General features: G+C 61.9%; 5 protein-coding genes. 2 read left to right on the top strand and 3 right to left on the bottom strand.

The genetic code is table 11. The annotated features are described in order from the left end of the window. A partial coding sequence (locus tag A2J01_RS25060; RefSeq protein ID WP_064113824.1) for an MFS transporter occupies positions 1-997 on the bottom strand: 997 nt, incomplete at its 3' end. Positions 998-1096: 99 nt separating this feature from the next. Here A2J01_RS25060 and A2J01_RS25055 point away from each other — a divergent pair. Then, positions 1097-2131: an Lrp/AsnC family transcriptional regulator gene (locus tag A2J01_RS25055; protein WP_047272740.1), complete on the top strand. Its 1035-nt coding sequence runs from the start codon at positions 1097-1099 to the stop codon at positions 2129-2131. A gap of 3 nt (positions 2132-2134) precedes the next feature. Here A2J01_RS25055 and A2J01_RS25050 read toward each other — a convergent pair whose 3' ends face one another. Together A2J01_RS25050 and A2J01_RS25045 are read right to left on the bottom strand one after the other, a co-directional pair. Then, complete coding sequence (locus A2J01_RS25050; protein WP_007735982.1) at positions 2135-2848, bottom strand: TMEM165/GDT1 family protein; 714 nt, start codon at positions 2846-2848, stop codon at positions 2135-2137. Positions 2849-3142: 294 nt separating this feature from the next. Further along, the gene (locus A2J01_RS25045) at positions 3143-3670 is read right to left on the bottom strand and encodes a hypothetical protein (RefSeq protein ID WP_003944138.1); all 528 of its coding nucleotides are present in this window, start codon (positions 3668-3670) and stop codon (positions 3143-3145) included. Positions 3671-3835: 165 nt separating this feature from the next. On the opposite strand from A2J01_RS25045, the gene A2J01_RS25040 reads away from it, so the two are divergent. Then, positions 3836-5115, top strand: a 1280-nt coding sequence (locus tag A2J01_RS25040; protein WP_064113823.1) for a DUF1254 domain-containing protein, incomplete at its 3' end; no start/stop codon positions are given.

Here is a 5115-nt window from a genome sequence, read left to right as displayed (position 1 = left end):
CCACCGACGAAGGCAGGCTACGAAGCGGAAGTGCAAAACACGGCATGAAAGCGAAAGAGGCAGCGGCAGATCCGAGGGTGACGAGAACGACGAACAAGGCCGTGTTGGAGACGAAAGGAATCGAAACGAGCATCACGATGCACGCGAGCATGGACGGCACCACGACGACACGACTGTTGCCAGCCAGCCGATCGGAGATTCGCCCGCCGATGACGGTGGTCACGGCGGCCACCACGGTAGCCGGAATCAGAAGGAGGCTTGCGCTCGAGAGGGCGATTCCACGTTCGTCATGGAGGTACGACGGAACCCAAGACGACATCCCCCAGATCACGAAGTCGTATCCGAAGAACATCAAGGCGAAGAGCCACATCGCGCGGGAGCGAAGTACGGTGCGCATGTTGTCCCAGGAGGAATCCGGACCGTGGTCGTTCTCCGCCGGAAGTGCCGGCGGGAGCCACAACTTGATGCTGACGAGCGAGAGTACGCCGAGCGCCGCGACGGCCAGAAACATTCCACGCCAGCCGATCAACGGGAGAAGTGCTGCTGCAACAACGATGGCAAGAAGCGTACCGACGGCGTTGGAACTGTTCATCCATCCTGTGGCAGTGGCACGTTGCTCCGGGATGCTCCGCTCGGCAACGAGCTTTACTGCAGCTGCTGGAAACACGCCCTGCGCGAGACCGAAGAGAAAGCGAACAACCAGAAGCGTCCCGAACGACCAGGCAAGGGCAGTGAGGCCGGTGAAGACACTCCACGCCACCAATCCGATCAGAGCCATCCGGACTGCGCCGTATCGATCGGCGAGCAGTCCACCAGGCAGTTGGGCCAGCGTGTATGCAATGAAGAACGTGGAGATGATCAATCCACGCTGGGAGTAGTCGAGATCGAACTCCTCACCGAGCAAGGGGAGAGCGAGGTTGATCGCCAGCCGATCTATGTAGTCGATCGCGTACGCGACGAACAGCAACGCGACCGTGACTTTGGTGGAGCGAAGCACTGGGCCTCCAAGTGGTGAACCTGTGAAGTGATTCACACATCTTTGGCAAACAGGCAGGGATCACCGACCAGAATGCAGTAATCCGGCAATACTGGGCCGATGAAGCCGGAATCCGACGCATTTGTCATCGCGGAATCTGATCTGGAGATCATCAATGCACTTCAGCTCAACCCCCGCGCGTCGTGGACGCAGTTGTCGTCAGTGCTCGACATGGATTCGACGACGATCGCCCGCCGGTGGCGTCGCCTCGTTTCGAACGGTCATTCGTGGGTCAACGCGGTCGCAATCGGTCGAACCCACATATTCGGCTATCTCCTGATCAGGACCACACAGGATTCCGTTGCCGACGTGGGGGAGCTGTTACGTCAACTCTCCTGTGCCTATCTGTTGGCCAGGACGGAAGGCGAGTACGAATATTTCGTCGGAGTCGTGGCCGCCGACCACAAGAGTTTGGACGCTTTGGTGTGTGAGCACCTTGCCGCCGATCCTGGAATTCTGTCGATCAGAAGCCGGGTCGGGGTGAAGGTGTACCGGGACGGGTTCAGCTGGGAGCCGGGCGCTCTGGGGCAAGCGGGTCGGGCTCAGCTGGCAACGGCATCGACAAAGGGCGCTGCGGTGCCGGCAGATCCGACAGAGTTCCGCGAGTCCGACGGTGCCCTGTTGGAGGCGCTCGGCCGTGACGGACGTGCCAGCTATGCGCGTCTCGCCGCGATTTGTGGAACGAACGAGACTGCGATTCGACGGCGCTTGGCCCAACTGACTGCGTCGCAACAGTTGATTTTCCGCTGCGATGTCTCGCAACAGGCCGTCGGTTCACCGTTCGAAGTGATCTTCGACGTCGCTGTGGACGGTTCCACCGACGAACTCGGCAATCTTGTGTCGAGTTGGCCGGAGATCAGATTGTTGGTAGCGACAACCGGAACAGCGAACATGTTGATCAGCGTGTGGCTGAGCAGCCTCGCGCAGAGTCTTGTCGTCGAGGATCGACTCCGCCGAATCGGTAGTGTGCGGATCCTCGATCGACGTGTCTCGCTGTACCCGATGAAGCGGTTCGGGCAGCTACTCGGACCGAGCGGAGTGGCGGAAGGTCATGTCCCGGTCGCAATTTGGGGCGCCGGCGACGTTATTCGTTGAGCGTCAGTCGATCGGCGTCCGATTGTCGTCGACGAGGTGCGTAGCGGAGTCGGTCGCACGGGAGCGCTTCCAGATCATCCGAGCCAGTGCACCCAGCACGGACACGGCCAGGACAACGCCACCGCCGATGATGCCGGCCGACGAGTCCGGGAAGATGCCCTCGAGCAGCAGCCAGATACCGAAGACGAAGAACAGCACCGCGGCGCCGATCTTGATGAATCCGTCCGGAAGGTGCTTGCCCAGCACCGAGCCGACGATGATGGCGAGAGCGTCGGCCGCCACCATGCCTACCGTCGACCCGATCCAGACGCCGATCCAGTCGTTGTCGGTGGCAAGGGTGATGGTGGCGAGCATGGTCTTGTCGCCGAGTTCTGCCAGGAAGAAGGCCGAGGCGACGGCGATGAAGGCGGATCGCGTGACGCGACCGGCCTTGTTCTGCTCGTCGTCGGTGAGATCGTCACCGCGCAAGGTCCAGAGGCCGAAGATCAGGAAAGCGATACCGCCGACGATGGAAATCGCCGCGGTGGGGAGGGCGACGCCCAGGTAGTGGCCGACGGCGACCGAGACGAGGTGAACAAGGGTGGTGGCGACGGTGATTCCGCCGAGGACGACCCACCAGCGATAGCGCAAGGCAAACGTCATTGCCATCAGTTGCGACTTGTCACCGAGTTCTGCGACGAAAATGACGCCGAAACTCAAAAGTATTGCGGCAAGCAAGATTTACTCCTCCGGTCGGTGTAGGTCGGAGGAAAAATGCGAGCCTCCGGCCTGGGCAGGCGCAGTGGGTGCGCTTGTCCGGCCGAAGGTCTCGCCCACCGAGGCCACAAGACCTTCGGTTCGCCAGGCCGGGTGCTTCGCGATCCGCACCAGGCGGAGCGCGTCGAACCAGTATGTCGACACGGGCGATTGGGGGCTACTCCCCTTCGTTGCTGCCCACGTTAGCGCGCCTGAAACGAATTGGCAAAGCGCACAGCAAGTTTGGGAGTCCGAACTTATCGCTTACCGGGGCCGTCACGAGGCGAGGAGCATGGCCAAAACAGCGGTGTCGGGATCGCTGATCGGATCGATGCCGACACGACTGATCATGGAGACGACTGTGCCGTCCGGCTCAGCCTCGACCCACGCCGCACGATGCTCCAAACCCAGATAGGGAAGGCCTGGCAGCAGTACACACCCCGACGCGCTGCCCTCGCATTCCGGCAGGCTGGGCGTGGTTTCCGACGGTGGGTGCAGCATGATCAGCGCCGGTGGCTGATGGTCGGAGAAACGGCCGGGTGTCAAGGCGAAATCGCCGAGTACCGGACCTTCGGCAACCACCAGACCGACGGTGCCCGGCTGCGGATCTTCGGGAACGTCTTCACGGACCCCGAAGACCGTCGTGGTCGGCAACAAACCTGGCATCGAGGCCACGCGGACAGCCAATGCGAGAAGCTGCGCCCACTCCTGGGTGGTGTCCGGCCAACGACCGGAAATGACGAACCCCTGCAAAGACCCAGCGGCTTGGAACGGAGAAATGCCTATTGCTTCGTTTCTGTTCATTTCTGTTCCTCCCTCGGTGCTGGGGCAAATCTCGGGCAGACGCGCATGCGTCGGTCCGGCACACCTCGTTGGGTAATCGAAATATGCACCCATTCGGTACTGGCACACAAGAGAGGGAGAGTGCCAGCCAGGTTTGCGCTGGTGAGGGCGGTGGTATGCGCAGACATGACTCTGTCGAAGAACCGTTCTCGGCTGGAAGACCTGGCAACGCAGGCGTGGATCTTCGGATATCCCCTGTTGATTGCTGCGGTATCGCGGGATGTCATGACGGCGGTGCCTTCGCCGGTGGCGATGAAAGCCCCGCTCAACCAGTTCGCATACGCGCGTACGACGCCGGATGCGACCTTCACCGATGTCGTCTCACCCAACGCGGACACTCTCTACTCGTCGGGGTGGCTGGACGTCTCGACGGAACCGCAGGTGCTCTCACTGCCGGACTTCGGCACCCGGTACTGGCTGGTCCCCATCCTCGACGCGTGGAGCGACGTGTTCACGGTTCCGGGATCTCGGACAGTCGGGCGGACCGGGGGACCGTACCTGGTGGCCGGGCCGAATTGGAAAGGCAACGTGCCCAAGGGTTTGACGCTGCTGCGGTCTCCGACGGCGATGAACTGGATAGTCGCCCGCTACGCGACGTCGGGGGGAACAGACCTGACAGAAGTGCACAGCCTGCAGGACCGGACGCGACTCACTCCTCTGTCGGAGTGGACGGGTGACCCGCAGGACTACACGCCCGGTGAAATGCCGGTGAACCCTGCCGTCGACACGCGGACGCCGCCGGTGGACCAGGTGGCCGCCATGGACGGCGAGGCATTCTTCACCAGACTCGACGCACTTCTCGACGACAATCCTCCGCGTCCGGAGGACACCGAGATGATGAAACAACTGTCCGACATAGGAATCGGCTCCTCCTTGCCCTGGAGGTCGCGTCCGCAGGAGGTACGTGATGCCCTCGATAGAGCTGCGCGAACCGGTATGGACGTGCTGAGCGAGATCGCCGAAGAGGCCGAGGGCAGTCCGAAGAACGGCTGGACGATGCACCGCGGCTTGGGACACTACGGAACCCATTACGCTCAGCGGGCCCTGATCGTCTGGCTCGGTTTCGGGGCCAATCTCGACGCTGATGCCGTGTACCCGCATGCCACGACGGACGTCGACGGGAAGCCGCTGACCGGGGCGAAGAAGTACGTCCTGCACTTCGAGAAGGACGAGCTGCCACCGGTCGAGGGCTTCTGGTCGCTCACGATGATGAACGAGCGGCAGTTCTTCGTGGACAACCCGATCGACCGATACGCGATTGGCGATCGAAGCGATCTGGTGTTTGCCGACGACGGTTCCCTCGACATCTATCTTCAGCACGAATCCCCTGGTGGTGAGAAGGAGCGGAACTGGCTGCCGGCTCCGTCCGGCGACTTCAACGTCTTTCTGCGCCTGTACTGGCCGAA

The sequence above is a fragment of the Rhodococcus sp. EPR-134 genome (genome assembly GCF_001647205.1).
GTDB classification, from domain to species: Bacteria; Actinomycetota; Actinomycetes; order Mycobacteriales; family Mycobacteriaceae; genus Rhodococcus_F; species Rhodococcus_F qingshengii.
This window is presented reverse-complemented; position numbering and strand designations above follow the sequence as displayed.